This is a genomic window from Polynucleobacter sp. Nonnen-W13 (genome assembly GCF_018881735.1).
GTDB lineage: Bacteria > Pseudomonadota > Gammaproteobacteria > Burkholderiales > Burkholderiaceae > Polynucleobacter.
Window position 1 is genome coordinate 1 of record NZ_JACVPU010000001.1, and the last position, 15,772, is coordinate 15,772.

13 protein-coding genes and 1 tRNA gene are annotated in these 15,772 nt (G+C 41.0%); 5 read left to right on the forward strand and 9 right to left on the reverse strand.

The annotated features are described in order from the left end of the window. Window positions 1–76 precede the first annotated feature (76 nt). Window positions 77–1,258 (forward strand): integrase core domain-containing protein, encoded by a 1,182-nt coding sequence (locus tag ICN27_RS00005; protein WP_216268528.1) that lies wholly within the window; start codon window positions 77–79, stop codon window positions 1,256–1,258. Between the two features lie 246 nt (window positions 1,259–1,504). Here the strand turns inward: ICN27_RS00005 and ICN27_RS00010 are convergent, their stop codons facing one another. Both ICN27_RS00010 and ICN27_RS00015 read right to left on the reverse strand, forming a co-directional pair. Beyond that, window positions 1,505–2,854, reverse strand: a complete 1,350-nt coding sequence (locus tag ICN27_RS00010) for a hypothetical protein (protein ID WP_216268529.1) — start codon at window positions 2,852–2,854, stop codon at window positions 1,505–1,507. A gap of 2 nt (window positions 2,855–2,856) precedes the next feature. Then, a complete protein-coding gene (locus ICN27_RS00015; RefSeq protein ID WP_216268530.1) occupies window positions 2,857–4,515 on the reverse strand; it encodes a hypothetical protein in 1,659 nt (552 codons plus the stop codon). Between the two features lie 122 nt (window positions 4,516–4,637). Between ICN27_RS00015 and ICN27_RS00020 the strand changes: the two genes are divergently transcribed. Beyond that, entirely contained in the window at window positions 4,638–5,750 is a 1,113-nt protein-coding gene (locus ICN27_RS00020; protein ID WP_216268531.1) for a hypothetical protein, read from the forward strand. Here ICN27_RS00020 and ICN27_RS00025 read toward each other — a convergent pair whose 3' ends face one another. Then, window positions 5,751–6,998 carry a DNA cytosine methyltransferase gene (locus ICN27_RS00025; protein WP_071540160.1) on the reverse strand — a complete coding sequence of 416 codons (1,248 nt, stop codon included), beginning with the start codon at window positions 6,996–6,998 and terminating at the stop codon, window positions 5,751–5,753. 38 nt (window positions 6,999–7,036) lie between these two features. Beyond that, entirely contained in the window at window positions 7,037–7,612 is a 576-nt protein-coding gene (locus ICN27_RS00030) for a site-specific integrase (protein ID WP_216269205.1), read from the reverse strand. Between the two features lie 1,016 nt (window positions 7,613–8,628). Between ICN27_RS00030 and ICN27_RS00035 the strand changes: the two genes are divergently transcribed. The 3 genes from ICN27_RS00035 to ICN27_RS00045 all read left to right on the forward strand — a co-directional run bounded on the left by ICN27_RS00035 (window position 8,629) and on the right by ICN27_RS00045 (window position 10,730). Continuing rightward, window positions 8,629–9,150, forward strand: coding sequence for a hypothetical protein (locus ICN27_RS00035; protein WP_216268532.1), 522 nt, complete (start codon window positions 8,629–8,631; stop codon window positions 9,148–9,150). Between the two features lie 742 nt (window positions 9,151–9,892). Beyond that, window positions 9,893–10,336, forward strand: coding sequence for a DUF6641 family protein (locus ICN27_RS00040; protein ID WP_216268533.1), 444 nt, complete (start codon window positions 9,893–9,895; stop codon window positions 10,334–10,336). Window positions 10,337–10,460: 124 nt separating this feature from the next. Continuing rightward, the gene (locus ICN27_RS00045; protein ID WP_255534089.1) at window positions 10,461–10,730 is read left to right on the forward strand and encodes a hypothetical protein; all 270 of its coding nucleotides are present in this window, start codon (window positions 10,461–10,463) and stop codon (window positions 10,728–10,730) included. Here the strand turns inward: ICN27_RS00045 and ICN27_RS00050 are convergent. The 5 genes from ICN27_RS00050 to ICN27_RS00070 all read right to left on the reverse strand — a co-directional run bounded on the left by ICN27_RS00050 (window position 10,715) and on the right by ICN27_RS00070 (window position 15,772). Continuing rightward, window positions 10,715–11,167 carry a hypothetical protein gene (locus tag ICN27_RS00050; protein WP_216139791.1) on the reverse strand — a complete coding sequence of 151 codons (453 nt, stop codon included), beginning with the start codon at window positions 11,165–11,167 and terminating at the stop codon, window positions 10,715–10,717. The two genes, ICN27_RS00045 and ICN27_RS00050, sit on opposite strands and share 16 nt — an antisense overlap. 21 nt (window positions 11,168–11,188) lie before the next feature. After that, window positions 11,189–12,466 (reverse strand): tyrosine-type recombinase/integrase, encoded by a 1,278-nt coding sequence (locus ICN27_RS00055; protein WP_216268534.1) that lies wholly within the window; start codon window positions 12,464–12,466, stop codon window positions 11,189–11,191. A gap of 123 nt (window positions 12,467–12,589) precedes the next feature. After that, window positions 12,590–12,665 (reverse strand) — tRNA-Phe (locus tag ICN27_RS00060). 111 nt (window positions 12,666–12,776) lie between these two features. Further along, a complete protein-coding gene (locus tag ICN27_RS00065) occupies window positions 12,777–14,981 on the reverse strand; it encodes an OsmC domain/YcaO domain-containing protein (protein WP_216268535.1) in 2,205 nt (734 codons plus the stop codon). Window positions 14,982–15,091: 110 nt separating this feature from the next. After that, window positions 15,092–15,772, reverse strand: a complete 681-nt coding sequence (locus ICN27_RS00070) for a response regulator (protein WP_216268536.1) — start codon at window positions 15,770–15,772, stop codon at window positions 15,092–15,094.

The window sequence follows — 15,772 nt, forward strand, 5'->3', positions numbered from 1 at the left end:
TGTACGACTCGACACATAGTTAACACTTTATACCGGACACATACTTTACAGTTTTTGGCATAGGAGGGACCACTCTATGCCGTGGAATGAAAGTACGAAGATGGATGAAAAGCTACGTTTTGTGTCTCGTTACCTCGATGGCGAGAAAATTACTACCCTGTGCCAGGAGTTTGGCATCTCCAGAGTGACTGGCCATAAGATCATTGATCGTTATAAAGACAGTGGTTTAGAAGCCTTTACCGATCGATCAAGAAGGCCTTTTAGACAAGCCAACCGGCTGCCCTTCCAGGTTGAGCAATTGATTGTGAACCTGAAAAAAGAGTTCCCGACCTGGGGCGCTCCTAAACTGCGAGACCGCATCCATACTCACTACCCCGAGCTGTCTTTGCCAGCCAAGAGTACGGTACATGCAGTTCTCGATCGCCATGGTCTAGTGAAGAAGAAACGGATGCGCCGCCATCCCAAGCTTACCGGGACCAACTTATCCGATCTCAAAGAGCCCAATGCTCTGTGGTGCGTCGATTACAAGGGCGAATTTATGCTGGGTAACAAGCAATATTGTTACCCCTTAACCGTAACGGACTACGCCTCTCGCTTTTTGATTTGCTGTGAAGGTTTAGAGAGTACTCGTGAAGCGCAGGCCTTTACCGTCTTTGAGCAACTCTTTAAAGAGTATGGGCTACCGGGCAGTATCCGCTCAGACAACGGCGTACCGTTTGCGTGCGCTAATGCGCTTTATGGCCTGAGCAGTTTGTCAGTGTGGTGGTTGCGCTTGGGTATTGGCATTGAGCGCATTAAGCCCGGTAATCCCCAGCAAAATGGTCGCCATGAACGCATGCATTTAACACTCAAGCAAGCCACGACTAAACCGCCAGCCAAAACGATGTTGCAACAACAAGATAAGTTCGAAGACTTTATCCATGAGTACAACTATGAGCGTCCCCATCAAGCACTAGAGATGAAAAAACCGGCACAACTCTATACCCCCTCGACTCGAATATATGAAGGATTGCCAGATGTCAGTTATCCCTTCCATGATAAGACGGTCACGGTGACCAACTGTGGACGCATCTGCCTTGATGGTAAGAAGATTCACTTTAGTACGGTGTTCGCTGGTCATGACGTGGGCCTGCGGCAAGTCGAGGACGACGTATGGTTAGTGAGCTTTATGGATTACGATATGGCTTACTTTGATATGGAGTCTTCAAGGGTACAAGCCCTAGAAAACCCATTTGGTCCCAAAGTATTGGGGATGTGATTGGTAAATGTGTAAACCATGTGGTCGGTACCGGACGTAAAGCATGTGTCCGGTACGTACCATTTGAGTTTGGTGGCCCGGGGCGGAATCGAACCACCGACACAAGGATTTTCAAGACATTTGTTAGCGTAAGAGCCTTATTTTATATGCTTCAAATGCTTTTTTTGTGCTATGTGTTACAGACTGTGTTAAGCATACAACCTATATAATATAAGGATTTGCTGTCTATTTGGTAAGTGTATCACGTCACTTAACAATAATCACCTCATCCTTGCTCATCTTATCCACAGCATCAAATAATCTCTTATTACTGGTAATTCGTGCTTTCCAGTTCTTTGTACACATAAGTTCTTCTATTAAATGTAGGCAAGCTAATAGGTTTTTGGGCACAAATTGCTCTGCGTCTGCTTTGTCCAAAAATGCTAACTCATTAGCTTCTAACATTGAACGTACATATACCCACGTGTTGTGATGCGTTAAAAACGCTTGTGTCACATCATCAAACTTAACGTTGCTGTACTTGTCATACTTAACATTCAAGTGCGATAGCTTCAGCTTGTCACCTAATGGTGAGGGGAATGGGAACGCAAACTCATCCTTACTGTTTACATAGATTTTGGCACTTGGACAACGCACAGCACTAATTACCCAGCTTTCCTCTTTGTTTGTAAATTTGGGATAAACAGCAAGCTGTTCAAATTTGCCAGCAAGTATGTTTGGACTGGCACTATCAAAACTTACACGCAAGTTTGGATTAGTAGATTTACGTAATCCACGTTGTATCGCACTTAGTATTACTGCCCACTTTGTTTGCGAAACACCCAATACGTGTAACCAATCCATTCCTTTATCAAAAGCTCCTTCGTCACGCATCATTAATACTTGCGTAACTACTGCCATACTGCCACCCCTCCATCCAGTATCGCCAGCTAAAGCCCATCCACCAAACCTATAACCCTTTACAGCATCCCACCACTGCTTCATATCCTTGCTGTTAGTGCCTTGTATAACGTTTAGCCACTTAGTGTTGCCACGCTTATTCTTTTTAATAAATTCTAAGTTTTCAACTGTTAAATCAATTAACTGTTGCGTACTACATTTGTGGAATGGAGTGCTTTTGTTTTGCTCTAACTGTGCCCACAAAGGCATATCCAAAGTCATTGCGTAATCGCTATGTGTTTCTAACCAATTAACAATCCACTTCTTTAGTTCTGTTGCGTTTCTCCACGCATCGCATACTTCGTCTGCTGTCTTTAACTTGTTTAGTGCTGTAAAGCCAGCTAACGTGCCTTTACCAATTTGGAAGCCACCACTATCACCCAAAATGACTGTCTGCTTTTCATCCCTTGTAGTAACTATGTCGCTTTGTGCTTCACCAATCTTAAATTGCCCAGCACTATATAAAGCGTACTTGTAGTGCCATAACTTGTTTGCTGGGCTTAAGAAATCCAGCGAACGCATTGTGATGCCTTTGGGCATTGGACGCTTCTTATCCCTTGCCTTTTCACCAGCCACGCTTGCGGCTTTTGCGTAACCCTTTTGGATAGATGGCAAATAAACAGCAAAGTTATCCCAACGCTTATTAAAGTCATCCATTGTTATGCTCCGTATGCTTGGAAATAGTCTTCGTTACGTATGCCTTTGCTGTTCGTTGTAGGCACAGCAACAATATATTCTGCTGATTTGGTTTTGTACTTAAAGAAGATGCCTTTGCTATCCACTTCTACAGTAACCCCACCCACTAAGTCGCTATACACAAGGGAGTTCAGTATGGGAATGATGTCCTTAGCTAATGCCTCCACTGTTATTGCCTTTGCGTTGCTTGCGTGAGTGTACTTAATCAATTCCTCTTCCACGTAAGTATTGGCACGTTGGCAAAACTTAAAGGTAATGCCACTTTTGCCAAAAGCTAAAGCAATCACAGCGTATTCCTTACGCTTAATACTTTTGCCCAATCCATTTACCCATCTACTTAAAAACTCACCATTTAATTCTGCCAACCAATTTGTGTCCAACTTAGCTGTATGAACAGCTTTGAATTTCATTCCACGCTTAAGAATGGCTTGTTGTTTGCTTGCCTCTGATTTATGGATGGTAAGTGGATAAAAGCGAACATAACGATACTTTTTAGTAATGGTATTTTCTAATTCAAGTTTGTGTGTTGCTGCCTCACCTTTAATGGCTAATACTTTAGTAGGGGTGTCCGTTGTATAAAAATTTAAGTCACCACTATGTATTAAGCTATTTTCAATATACGTTCTATCGTTGATATTCAATGCCACACTTTGCTTGCTGTCTATTATTTGCTTGTTTGGCATTGCGATAGTTACGGGACTACACGCACTACGATTGGCACTTAATACAAATACACGCTTTTCTGCCATATATAGCAATCGCTTCAACATCATCATTGCTGTGCCATCAGCAGATTTGAACTTGCTTTTGTCTGCTAAAGAACGCGATAGACTTTGTAATGGTTTTGGCACTGTTTGCGTAGCAATAATTTCAGTAATTAAACGTACTGTGTAAGGCACGCTATCAGTACTACGTGCGTATGAACCAATTAACGCTTGCTCTATTAACGCTTTATCGTCAATTGCCTTTAATAGCTCATATCCACTTTTAGTCTTTCTAAACAACCCCAAACCAATGGAGCTGTCTGCTGTGGGTAATGAATGCTTAGTAGTGAACTTGGCTATGGGTGTGGCATTAGTAGCGTAGTACACATTGCCTTTTGCCAAATGCTCTTCGTGTCGTTTCTTCTCTACATTTACGTCAATTTTGGTTTTTTTGAGTTTTGGTTCTTTTGCTACGTCTACTTGGGTGCTGTCGTATGCTGCCAACCCTCTAATGCCACCTTTTGTATCTATAAACGTAATAATCTTTTGGATTGTGTTTTGCTTGTAAAACACCTTGTCTGCGTTGATTGCGGCATTAACCTTGTTTAATGCTCTATTCCATAAATCTATTGTGTTGCTATTAACTGTGCCATCCATACCCCACAAGTAACGTAGCAATGGGGAATAATTTTCGTCTGCCTTAATCTCTTTTTTGTACTGTATGCCGTTTTCTTTGTATAGCTTCTCTAATAAGCCTTTTTCCTTATTGGCTTCTTGCCACCACAAATAGACTTTGGCTAAACCCTCGTACAGCATATTGCGAGAACTGACATACATATGGGATTGTTTGTCAGCAAGCTGTTTTAACTGTGCCAGTTCTTTTTGTAACTTACTCTTTAAGGTTTGCTTTATAGCCATTTAACGCTCCTTATCAATTAATTGCTACTAAACAGAGATTATCATTTTTATAGGGATTATTTGATATCTTCGCTATTACTTTTGGAATATGATTATTGCTATCAGAAATCAATAAAAGTCATATGTCCGCAATCAATTTGGAACAAGTAAATCAAATTCTCTCTTTAGCTGTTAAAAATGGGAATGCGATATTACAAACAAATAACGCACCAACTTATGGTGATTCAATTGTTTGCGAGAACTTTTTAGTAACACTCTTAAAAGATGCGTGTAGCTCACTTGGAATTGATAGCAATGTAATAACTCATCACGGCGGACATTCATTCCCTGACGTAACAATTAACAACACTACTTTTGGCATTGAAATAAAAGGTGCGAAAGCACACAGGTCATTTAATGGCAATAGTGTGATAGCAAGCACTATGCGAGGCGGGTTAAAAAAAGTTTTTCTAATGTATTGGATTGGTGACGATAAAGAAGTAGGCTATCGCGATTACTTTGAATGTGTAGCCACCCCTGTTGTAACTCACTCTCCCCGCTTTCAATTGGACATTGATTTAGATTTAAGCAAATCAATGTTTGGAAGTGGTGAAGATAAAGTGGGCTTAGTCGAAGATGTTATTTTTGGTGGCAAGAACATCAACTCTGAAAAAATAATTCAGTGGATGGCAAATAGAGCGAGAGCAAAAGGGGAGACGCCGTGGTGGATAGCTACAGATGAATCCTTGCCAACAGGCTCAACAGGTTTAAGTAAGTTTACAAACCTTACGATGGACGGCAGAAATGCTTTCTTAAAAGTGGCTTTCTTAGCATTCCCACAAATATTTGATAAGTCGTCACCAACAAAATACAACGGCTTATTTGAATGGGCTATTCAGAGAAAGTCTATTTACACAACAAGAGATGATTATTCAGCAGGTGGAAAAGTTGAGATTCAAATTCCTGCCTTTTCTAAAGCAACTATTTTGGTTCCACAAGTAATACAAGTGGCGTCTGACGCACTCAAAAGTAACAGCAAAGTTTTTGTTAATGAGTTTGGAAACTTAAGTACAAGTCAATTCACAGACGCACATACATTTTTGGATGCCTACGCATTGGTACTTAAAAAACATCTACAGCACATATATGAAGAAGTAAAAGATAGCGATGCGGGAAATATTGGAGCAGATGAATTCTCTACTATGCTTGCTACCCACCTAATATCTAAAATTGATGTTGGTACGTTAATTGCTTAATTATCTTTTCTTAAACAACTCATCCCATATTTCATCAACTCTTTGTGCCAACCTGTAAGCCAATAACGGCGGGACAGCGTTACCTATAAGCCTGTAGCCATCTGAAGCAGAAAGTTTATTGGGTATAACAAATTCGTAGTCATTTGGGAATGTTTGAATCCTCGCACATTCTCGTACAGTCAACCTTCTTTGCTGTAGTCCTTTGCTCAATTCTTCAATATTCTTTCCACCGTTTTCTTCACTCAATCTTCTGAATTCAATGTTGCCGTGATGTTCAGCACGAATGGTTGGACCAGCTTTATATAAATTTACTTCTGCTTGTCCTTGTAGTTTTTTCCCAATGTACTTTGCTTTTGAATATGCTTGCTGTGATAAGTCTTTGCTTAACTCAGGCTCCTTAAGTCCAGCAAACGCAGATTTAGTTGTGCTTATTGGTAATATTTTTCTACCATCACTTGTTTGGTTGCCGTGTGTTTGTAATGGGTATGGGCTAAGTGCGTCAGGTAATGTGCCGTGCTTTTCAATATGCCTTACTACATCCGCTTTCAGCTTCTGCTTATTAATCCCAATAAAAATAACCCTCTCGCGAGTTTGTGGAATCCCGTAGTGCGTGGCATTCAAAACTTTTACAGGGACTACTATGTATGAGCTTCCGTCGATTGATGAAAAATCTTTTTCAATTACAGCTTTAGCATCCCCAAGTGACACCAAACCTTTAACGTTCTCAGCATAAAATATTTTTGGTTTTACTTGTGCGACATACTCACGCATCCAGTAGTAAAGCATTCCGCGATTTTCAGCTGTAGGATCTTCGTTGTCTTGTAATAATTTTTTATTGCCCAAGTGGCTTTTGTCAGAGCTAAACCCCAGCCTTTTTCCCGCAACGCTAAAGTCATTACAAGGGAAGCCACCAGTCACCACATCAATATCAGATAAGTTTTTTCTTGTACCCGCTTTTATGCTCTTAACAATGTCAACGATGCTTTCAGCTTCATAAACCCCAGTCACATCTCTTTTTTTACTGAAGTATGAATTCCACGCCTCTTTAGCCTTCTGATTTACGTCACACGCAAATACAGTTTCAAATCCCAAGCTATCTAATTTTACAAAGCCACTTTTATCTGCTCTTTTAATTAAATTTTGTTCTGCGAAATTGAGGCAAGACTTATGAACTTCAAAGTCGCCTTCAAAGCCAATGTCCATACCACCACAACCTGAAAATAAGGAGGCTACTTTACGCTTAGTCATTGTTTTCTATATTAAATTAGTGTTTGATTATATGACGCTTAAGCAAGCTCCACAGCCTTGCGTTTCATATCGTCATTAACATCTATGTAGCACTGTGTAGTGCTTATGTTCTTGTGTCCCGCCAAGCTCATTAGCACACGTACACTCACCCCTTGTGTAGCCAAATTCGTAATAAACGTTCTGCGTCCGCTGTGGCTACTTGCTCCATCTACACCTGCCCGTTTGTACAGATAGTGGAAGAACTGAGTAAGCGTATTAGGTGTAAATCCATCACTATCTCGTTTTTGACTGTAGAAGAACTTAACTGTTGGGGCACTTGGCTTATACACAGCTACGTATTTTTCAAACTCCTTACGTAGCTTGTCATTTACAAATACAGTCCTTGCTTCATTTGTTTTGGTGTTTTCAGCACTTAAGCGTATTTCGTTCTTAATTGTGCCGTCTGCGTTTACAACGTCGCTGTAGCGTAGCGTCGCAACCTCCCCAACCCTCATACCACTTAAAAACGTTGTGTACAGCAAACAGCGATTACGTGTGCTGTGCTTGCGTGTCGCCGTGTAATCCAACACTTTACGTATTTCGTGTTGATTTAATGTTTTTGCCTGCTTAGCCATAGTGTCTTTTCCTAACCAAAGTTTTGCTATAGCTACAGTTTGTTTTCTTTGTTTATTTTTTCCTACCTCTTTGTGCCAACTTGCTGTCATTTATAAAACCTCCATTTTTTACCCCTGTAAGTGCGAGAACCACTGTTTTTGAACCAATACCAAAGGATTTGTAAGAATCCTTTTGTTGTTGTATTTATTGGATATGTGTTCTAAATCCCACAGAAATACATAGACTTGTTAAAACCGTCTATGTGCTGTTTTACCTACCCCCCGTATGTGTTGGCATTCATTTGGGTGTGTTAATTGCTTACAGCGTTGATTTGAGGTGTTTACTATGCGTAGCGACGAGAGAAGAAGGTTTTGAAGTGTTTAACACTATCCATTTAGCAATTAAATGATTCAACCATTTAATTCTTTTTTTGCTAATTTCTATTAATCAGAGATTCTTTTAATTTGCTATTTTTGCTGTCGCTATTAAGCAGGCATTTGAGTGCTGTACTTTAAGAAACACACATACGCACATTAGGGAGCTGTAGGCTTGAGCGAAGAATGCCAAAGGATTGCTCCTTACCGTCCTTCTCTACGTGCGAAACGGGAACAAGCCTACCAAAATATAGTAATCAATAGCTTGCTGTGTGGCAACACAAATGAAAAACCCCGTAGGGCAATATGGAAAGCTCACATTTAAGTAAGACTCGCTCCATCCGTTTACGGGGCATTTAAATATTAACATTAAAAATTGGCTCCAACACGACTATCTACGCTGTTGGATTTAAGAAGGCGACTCGCTTCCTACCAAATAAGGTGGGTTCTTTTAAAAAGAACCCATAGTAACTTTGTGCCATCAGTACGAGGACAGACACTACTGACTATATGTTGAAGGTGACACAGCTCGCTTCAACGGCACGCTTAATTCTGACACAACTATAAATTTGAGGCAAATTGAGGCAGGCAATTCTGTTGTTTTGGGTGCTATGCTTTTGTAAACACAATTTATCTACCTTAAATAAAGGGCAATTGTTGATATGAATGAATTTCCAAAATTAGTTATTTTTTCAAATACAGCAATCCCACGCCTCAAAAGCACCTACAAAGGGGCTACTGTTAATACATATGATTTAAGGAAATTAGCTGTAGATAGCAATGAGCCTATTACTCAGCTATTAAGTATTTCGCAATACTTTGACAACACTCATCGTAAAAAAGCGATAGTGATTAGTGGCATTACTGAAGAACAGCTAACCTTCTTTAACCTAAGCAATACATCGTATCCATCGCTTAAAGTTGATAAAGAAGATGATTATGCTATTTTGCCTGCTTTAGAAGATGCCTTGTATTTCTTACAAAATAGATACCAAGCGTTAGGCGTATTTGAAGAGGCTACTTCAAGCATCTTTGATATTTTCAAATTTATGGGTGTTGTGAATTTGAATAAGATGAAAAAAAAGAATGATGCTGTAGTTGATAAAGCATACGATGGTAGTGATGAATTACATTACACATTAGAGGCTTGGTTCTTTGGTTGGTTTGGTGTTCACGTACCTTAACTGCTCACTGTTCTTTCTTTAAGCCAAAGTAATATAACTACCCATTGCGTCCAATAGGTAGCCATATAAGCTAAACACAACTTCAGTCAATGTTTAGTGCGTTGTAGGGGATTTGAGTATTTTCAAAATCCCAACAACTTAAGTTTCCAAATTGCGTTTCCTTAGTGCCGTAATGTAATAGGTGCGATTGAGTGTTAGCTAACGGTTCTGTGATGTAGATGTCGTTTGATTGATTTGCCTTAATGTGCCAACAATATGTCCATAATTCTTTTATGTCCTCTGTTGTCAGTATTTTTGGTATGTTGCCTAAATAGATGTTGTAGTGAAGTGTAAGTGTGGGTGATGCTGTATTGGTAGTTCCTTCAAGCGTAGGGATTAGTAATGGTTGATATGTAAGGGGTTTTCGTTTTGCTCCATTGCCATAAAGTTCTTTGTTAAAACAGTTTCGTGCGTGTCGCAAATCTTTACCCAAATTCACCTTCATTTGCTCTATGTCATTTGGGAGCTTGTGATAAGGGCGATAGTGACTATGGGCAACTACATAATGACTTATGTGCTTTGCTTGCTCATCTAAAAAACTACGGACGGTATTTGCTGTTATTCGCATATGTTTATTTATGCGAACCAAATAAAACCAATATATTTTTAATGAATCGTTTGGTTTACATAGGCAAATAGAGGTTGCTCATACCGTTTTTTTGGTACTAAATTAAGAGTGCCCATTAACTTATAGGAGAACGATATGAGCACATTAAGCACTTTGAAATTGGTAATAAGCAAGAAACATCAAACAGTCGCACCCATAGTTATTCGTCGCAATAAGCTATGTTCCAAATTGGATGAACAGCTCAATTTATGTTTGGCACAAAAGGAAGGTAAAACTTACGCGCCTACACGCTTGAAGACTTACGTTAACAAGCAAACAGGTGAACGTATGACAGCAGAGGTTGTTAAGCGTGTTAAAGAATGGTTTTGGGTAAGCGATAGTGGGAAGATTAATTTAGCTGTTAAGTATGGCGCCAAAACACTACCCTTAAATCGCAAAGGCGCTAACGCAATTGAGCTTAGCAATGGTGATGAACTTATCAGCACACTCAAATCATTAAAAGTGATGGTAGCTAATGGTGAATTGGATGACGCTATGAATGAGGTAAGCACAGCAACACGCGAAGCGTTTAATAAGTGATTTTATTTGCGTGCCCCATCTAATATGTATTTGGGGCACGTAAATGTAATAAAAAATAAATACTGTATGAAACGATACAAAGCTACAGTAAATGCGAGTGGAATGTGGATAGAAACTATCTTGTATGCCCAAAATCAAGCACAGGCATATAAATTATTTCAAACAATATTTGGAAGTGGCAATGTGCCTCATCAGCCCACACAACTTGGATGATATGAAGATACTTGAAATAACAACAATAAAGCCTTTAACTCCACAGCAAGCACGTATAGATGGACTTAAGCGACAAAAGGAAGCTAGTACGAAAGCACTACAAGCTGAGCGTGATAGGCAAAAGGTTGCTAAAGCACAGCAAACGATTGCCAATACCAAAAACAATCAATCAACTTTGTAGCCAATCCCAATCTCTTTTCTTTGTGCCGTTCGTAAAGCATTTAATTCTTTTGCCAAATTTAATGCTCTATCTGCCATTTCTTTGTCAAACTCATCTAACCTCCACATAGCACCGTGTAGCAAACTATTCCTTGCTTTAATTTCAGCCTCTATTTTCTTTGCCGTAGCTAACGGAATGGTTTTCTTTTTTTCCAAATAATTTATGTATTTCATCATTACGTCACGTGGGTTCTTTGTAATTGCTATCTCGCCCGTTTCCACTCTTTTAGCAACTACGTACATTGAAAATACTCTGTCTTCAATAATGCTAAAAGCCGTAACGTAAGCCGCTATATAAATTTCATCGTTTATTGACTTGTTAATAAGGCTAAATGCTTTACGCAAATTAATATGAACTTGTTTTCGTGCTTCTGCCGTATCGCCTATAGGACGTGCCATTGCTACCCCTATTTTAGATAATTACTGTTTATCAGAGATTATGGGTTTTACAGGTTTATGTTTGCCCATTCGCTTGCCTGCCAATTGGTTAGCTACGTGTGCGGGTGTTACGTGCCCATAATATTGCTCAATCATTGGTACGCTTGTACCCATTTGTTTAGACAGCTTATAAACGTCTATTCCCTCATCTAATATTGCTAAGTGCGCGTATGTATGTCGCAAGCTATAAAGCGTCCTTGCTTTGCTTCTGCCCTTATTCAAACCACTATCACGCATTAAGTGCCTAAACGTGCCACCTAAGTTTTCTGTCGTAGTGCCATCACGTAACCTAAACACAAATTCATCTACTCGCTTTTTGAGCAAGTTATCAAAACTCAATTTAGCAATTGCCTTATCCCGTAACTGTATGCGTTCCAAATAGTCCTGTACGTTGTGACGTGCGATTAAATCTCGTTTGCCTGTTTTGCCATCTACAGTAAATTGTAGATAACGCTCACCATTTGTTGTTACCCAATGTATGTCCTTCCATTTAAGTCCCAATGCCTCTGTGCCGTGTCGCATTCCTGTATTGGCAAGTACAAGTACGTAATCACGTAAAAGCTCCCTCATATCTTTTGTACGCTGTGTGTGTCCCTTTTTGCTCCACCTTGTCATAAAGCTCGTTAAGCTCTTATATTCAGATTTGCTAAATGCGGGACGTGGCTCGCTTTTACTACCTTCATTTTGTAGGTTGGGTAAATGAACTTTGCTCATATACCCCATATCTATTGCGTATTCCAAAACCCTATTTAATGCTGTGTTGTGATTGGTTATGGTTGAAGCACGTGGTTTTTTCTTCATTTCCCCTTCACGCCAAGTATCAAACTTTTTAAGTGCTTCGTAATCTATGCCGTTTACGTTGTATTTTTCAAAGAATGGAATAAGGTATTTGTTAATAACAGCGATGTATGTGTTGTAGACGCTTTTGCCATTGCCACTGTCTAACTCGTCTTGTAACTGCTTTACAACCACCTTCGCTACAGCACCAAACTTCTTACTTGTAATAACAATATCTTCGTCAGCTAAGAATCTTGCTCTGTCGTATGTTTCACAAGCCATCTTGCTTGCGTAGTCTGTGTTTTTTTCTTTTGTACTAATGCGTTGCCATTTATTAAACAGCTTGTAACGTGCTTGCCACTTGCCACTATTTTCACGTCTATATAAAACTACGTCACCATCACGCAGATGAATTAGCGTGTCACTGATAGCAACAGATTTAGTTGTTTTGGATTTGTGTGGGACAGCAAGTTTTTTTGGCATATGGGCACGCAACCCTTGTAAACATTGAATGTAATGTTTTACAGCGTATACCCATTTAAAAACTGTGTAAAGAGTGTGTTATAGAATTTTGTAACACACTATCGGGCTGTAGCCCTTTATTCTTGGTGGCCCGGGGCGGAATCGAACCACCGACACAAGGATTTTCAATCCTCTGCTCTACCGACTGAGCTACCAGGCCAAGAGTGGGAATTATAAATGAAAGTGCGTTCCCGCCTGAAAATCGGGTCAATTCTTCTTAAGTCTTGGATAAATCCCGATATTCCTTAGCTAGAGGCTCTTACATCAAGGCCTAAATGGTCGCGCCTGTTAATTTAGCTCTGGCAGCATGCAATTTTCTATAACTATCAATCAAACGGTGATGCCTATCGAGGCCCTCGAGCTTCATGCTTGTGGGGGTCAGGCCATAGAAGCGGGTAGTTCCATCTACGGACCCCACTACAGCATCCATTCTCTCGCTACTAAACATCCGGCGAAAGTTAACTATGTAGTCATCAAGCTCTAAGTCATCATCTAGCGCCATCTCTAACACTGCATTTAATGCCTGATAAAACAATTTACGCTCGACTGTATTGTCGTTGTACTGGAGGAAGGCACCAACTAGCTCATGCGCCTCGTCAAGTTGCTTTAAGGCAAGATGAATAAGCAGCTTCAACTCCAACACGGTTAGCTGACCCCAGGGCGTATTTTCATCAAACTCGATACCGATCAGCGTGGCGATATCACCGTACTCGTCAAGCTCATTATTTTCCAAGCGCTCAAGCAGTGCGCCTAAGCTTGCATCATCTAAATTGGCTATATTCAAAATATCGGCGCGGAACAGTAATGCCTTATTCGTGTTATCCCAAACCAAATCTTCAATTGGATAAACCTCAGAATAGCCTGGCACTAAGATCCGACATGCAATTGCCCCAAGCTGGTCATACACTGCAACGTAAGCTTCTTTGCCAATAGATTTAAGAATGCCGAACAAGCTAGCAAGCTCTTCATCGTTCGAGTTTTGACCTTTACCGGAAAAGTCCCACTCAACAAAATCGTAATCTGGTTTTGTACTAAAGAAACGCCAAGAGACGATGCCGCTCGAATCAATAAAGTGCTCAACAAAGTTATTGGGTTCAGTGACCGCTTCACTTGCAAAAGTGGGTGGGGGTAAATCATTGAGGCCCTCTAAACTGCGTCCCTGAAGTAGCTCGGTCAAACTTCGCTCCAACGCCACCTCTAAACTTGGGTGCGCACCGAATGATGCAAACACTCCGCCTGTTCTTGGGTTCATCAAGGTAACGCACATAACTGGATATACACCGCCCAGTGAAGCGTCCTTTACTAGCACTGGAAAGCCCTGCTCCTCAAGGCCCTGAATACCCGCCAAGATGCTGGGGTACTTTGCGAGCACTTCTTGCGGAACATCTGGCAAAGCAATCTCACGTTCAAGAATCTCACGTTTAACTGCTCGCTCAAATATCTCAGATAAGCATTGCACCTGAGCTTCAGCCAGCGTATTACCAGCGCTCATGCCATTACTGACATAGAGATTTTCAATCAGGTTCGAAGGAAAATACACAGTCTTGCCATCGGACTGGCGCTGATAAGGCAAAGAACAAATCCCGCGCTCGCTATTACCAGAATTGGTATCAATTAAATGTGACCCACGCAACTCGCCATCAGAGTTAAAAATGTTGAGGCAATACTCATCAAGTATTTCTTTAGGTAGGGCACCTTTAGGGCCAGGCTTAAACCAGCGCTCATTCGGATAGTGGACAAAAGCGTCATTAGCAATCTCTTCACCCCAGTAAGCGCCCGCGTAAAAATGGTTATTACTCAGTCGCTCGATATACTCGCCTAAGGCTGAGGCAAGAGCGCTTTCTTTTGTAGAACCCTTGCCATTGGTAAAGCACATTGGTGAGTGTGCATCGCGAATATGCAAAGACCATACATTCGGGATTAAATTGCGCCATGAAGCGATTTCAATCTTAATTCCTAAATTAGCCAACACACCAGACATATTGGCAATAGTTTGCTCTAGCGGTAAATCCTTTCCAGCAATGTAAGTGCTCAAATTTGAATCTGGCTTTAAAGCCAATAAAGTTTGAGCATCGGCATCTAAGTTTTTAACCTCTTCAATCACAAACTCTGGACCTGCTTGCACCACCTTCTTCACTGTGCAGCGCTCGATGGAGCGCAAAATACCCTGCCGATCGTTGGCAGAAATATCTTCGGGCATCTCAACTTGAATTTTGAAAATCTGTTGGTAACGATTTTCTGGGTCGACAATATTATTTTGAGAAAGGCGAATATGCTCAGTTGAGATATTGCGCGTATCACAATATAACTTCACAAAATAGGCTGCACATAAGGCTGACGAAGCTAAGAAATAATCAAAGGGGCCCGGGGCCGAACCGTCACCTTTGTAACGGATGGGCTGATCAGCAATTACCGTGAAGTCATCGAACTTGGCTTCAAGGCGTAGCTTATCGAGAAAATGAACCTTTATTTCCATGGGAATAATTCCGGAATGATATGAGCACTATTATCAGTCGCAACGGTGATACTGTGTGCCTTATCAACAGCCTCAGAATCATTAGCAGCGACTGATGGCGGGGCGGCGCCTTATTGCTCAGCTTTATTGCGTGAAGTATCGATTCCTAAAGCTTTTAGCTTGCGATATAGATGGGTCCGCTCTAGGCCAGTGTATTCAGAAATTTTGGTCATGCTGCCGCCCATGATGATCATTTGATGCTCGAAGTAGGCTTTTTCGAATAAGTCCCTAGCCTCGCGAAGCGGTAGATCAAAATAGGTTTTTGCAATCCCGCTGATGTACTCGCCGCTCTGAACTTGTGAGGCTTGCTCACTGACTACCGCTTTAGGACTTGGGCTTGATGATGGCGCAACTGACATTTTTTCTTCAGCGAGCTCAACATACTTAGGCGAACTTTCTAAGGCCTTACTTACCGTCTTGAGTAGCTTTTGGAGGGCAATCGGCTTTTCTAAGAAATTGAGTGCGCCTATGCGAGTAGCCTCAACAGCAGTATCAATCGTGGCATGCCCTGACATCATCACCACAGGCATGGTGAGCTGCCCAGTTTTAGACCACTCCTTTAATAAGCTAATACCGTCTACATCTGGCATCCAAATATCAAGCAAGACAAGGTCTGGACGCATTTGTTCGCGAATTGTTCGAGCCTGCATAGCACTCTCAGCCGCATACACGGTATGGCCCTCATCCGTCAGAATCTCATTGAGAAGCTCACGAATTCCCATCTCATCGTCGACCACCAAAATACTTGCCAT

What these genes read in the sequence shown, in the direction of transcription:
- ICN27_RS00055 (WP_216268534.1), bottom strand. Translation starts at nt 12,466, where the DNA reads ATGCCAAAAAAACTTGCTGTCCCACACAAATCCAAAACAACTAAATCT.
- ICN27_RS00015 (WP_216268530.1), bottom strand. Translation starts at nt 4,515, where the DNA reads ATGGCTATAAAGCAAACCTTAAAGAGTAAGTTACAAAAAGAACTGGCA.
- ICN27_RS00025 (WP_071540160.1), bottom strand. Translation starts at nt 6,998, where the DNA reads ATGACTAAGCGTAAAGTAGCCTCCTTATTTTCAGGTTGTGGTGGTATG.
- ICN27_RS00050 (WP_216139791.1), bottom strand. Translation starts at nt 11,167, where the DNA reads ATGGCACGTCCTATAGGCGATACGGCAGAAGCACGAAAACAAGTTCAT.
- ICN27_RS00030 (WP_216269205.1), bottom strand. Translation starts at nt 7,612, where the DNA reads ATGGCTAAGCAGGCAAAAACATTAAATCAACACGAAATACGTAAAGTG.
- ICN27_RS00035 (WP_216268532.1), top strand. Translation starts at nt 8,629, where the DNA reads ATGAATGAATTTCCAAAATTAGTTATTTTTTCAAATACAGCAATCCCA.
- ICN27_RS00010 (WP_216268529.1), bottom strand. Translation starts at nt 2,854, where the DNA reads ATGGATGACTTTAATAAGCGTTGGGATAACTTTGCTGTTTATTTGCCA.
- ICN27_RS00045 (WP_255534089.1), top strand. Translation starts at nt 10,461, where the DNA reads ATGCCCAAAATCAAGCACAGGCATATAAATTATTTCAAACAATATTTG.
- ICN27_RS00070 (WP_216268536.1), bottom strand. Translation starts at nt 15,772, where the DNA reads ATGGCAAGTATTTTGGTGGTCGACGATGAGATGGGAATTCGTGAGCTT.
- ICN27_RS00020 (WP_216268531.1), top strand. Translation starts at nt 4,638, where the DNA reads ATGTCCGCAATCAATTTGGAACAAGTAAATCAAATTCTCTCTTTAGCT.
- ICN27_RS00065 (WP_216268535.1), bottom strand. Translation starts at nt 14,981, where the DNA reads ATGGAAATAAAGGTTCATTTTCTCGATAAGCTACGCCTTGAAGCCAAG.
- ICN27_RS00040 (WP_216268533.1), top strand. Translation starts at nt 9,893, where the DNA reads ATGAGCACATTAAGCACTTTGAAATTGGTAATAAGCAAGAAACATCAA.
- ICN27_RS00005 (WP_216268528.1), top strand. Translation starts at nt 77, where the DNA reads ATGCCGTGGAATGAAAGTACGAAGATGGATGAAAAGCTACGTTTTGTG.